Source organism: Streptococcus parasanguinis (assembly GCF_001578955.1).
GTDB lineage: Bacteria > Bacillota > Bacilli > Lactobacillales > Streptococcaceae > Streptococcus > Streptococcus parasanguinis_U.
Map to the genome: position 1 here is coordinate 56,346 of NZ_KQ969689.1, position 1,160 is coordinate 57,505.

The window sequence follows — 1,160 nt, forward strand, 5'->3', positions numbered from 1 at the left end:
TCGTCAGTCAGGTGGGAGAGGGGTGGTCTCGACCTGTAACTATGAAGCAAGGAAATATGGCATTCACTCGGCCATGAGTTCCAAAGAAGCGCTGGGCCTTTGTCCTCAAGCGATTTTTATCTCTGGAAATTATGAAAAATATCGAGAAGTTGGCGAACAGGTTCGTGAAATTTTCAAGCGCTATACAGATCTGATCGAGCCCATGAGTATTGACGAAGCCTATCTAGATGTGACGGAAAATAAAATCCAGAGCAAATCAGCTGTCAAGATTGCCCGCTTGATTCAGCATGCGATCTGGGAAGAGCTGCATCTCACAGCTTCAGCGGGTGTCTCTTATAATAAGTTTTTGGCCAAGATGGCAAGTGACTACCAAAAGCCCCGTGGCCTAACGGTGGTCTTGCCGGAGGATGCCGAGGATTTCCTGAGCCAGATGGACATTGCCAAATTTCACGGGGTAGGAAAGAAGACAGTGGAGCGGCTGCATGAGATGGGGGTCTATACTGGTGCGGATCTTTTAGCCATCCCGGAGATGACTTTAATTGATCGATTTGGACGCTTTGGCTATGATCTCTTTCGTAAGGCGCGAGGCATTCACAATAGCCCTGTCAAGAGCCATCGCATCCGCAAGTCGATCGGAAAAGAGCGGACCTACCGCAAGCTCCTCTATGCTGAAGATGATATTTTAGAAGAAATTGCCAATCTGTCCAGTAAGGTAGCCCAATCGCTGGTAAAACACGGCAAGCAAGGCAAGACCTTGGTCTTAAAAGTGCGCTATGCTGACTTTACCACCTTGACCAAGCGGATCACACTGACGGAGCCAACACGAGAGGCTGAGCGGATCAATCGTTCCGCTCGCCATATTTTTCAAGAAATTGAATCGACAAATACTGGAATCCGCCTCTTGGGTGTCACCATGACCAATTTCGTCGATCATACTGATCTACCTTTGGTGGAAGAAAAAGAAGACGACTAGTCTGTTCACTAATCGCCTAAGATTGATGACAAAGTCATCTTAGAAACTTTCCTTAGGTGAGTACGGACGTTAGGTGAAATGATCCAGTGGATGATTTCAGCAATCCAGGAAGTTCCATGACTATATTAAGATACAAAGGGCGTTCGCGGATAAAGTCAAAATAGGGAGCAGGACAGAAGCACTGTTG

General features: G+C 47.0%; 1 protein-coding gene. It reads left to right on the forward strand.

Translation table 11 applies throughout. The annotated features are described in order from the left end of the window. Nucleotides 1-973, forward strand: a 973-nt coding sequence (gene dinB, locus SPADD19_RS00270) for a DNA polymerase IV (RefSeq protein WP_061454891.1), incomplete at its 5' end; no start/stop codon positions are given. Nucleotides 974-1,160 lie beyond the last annotated feature (187 nt).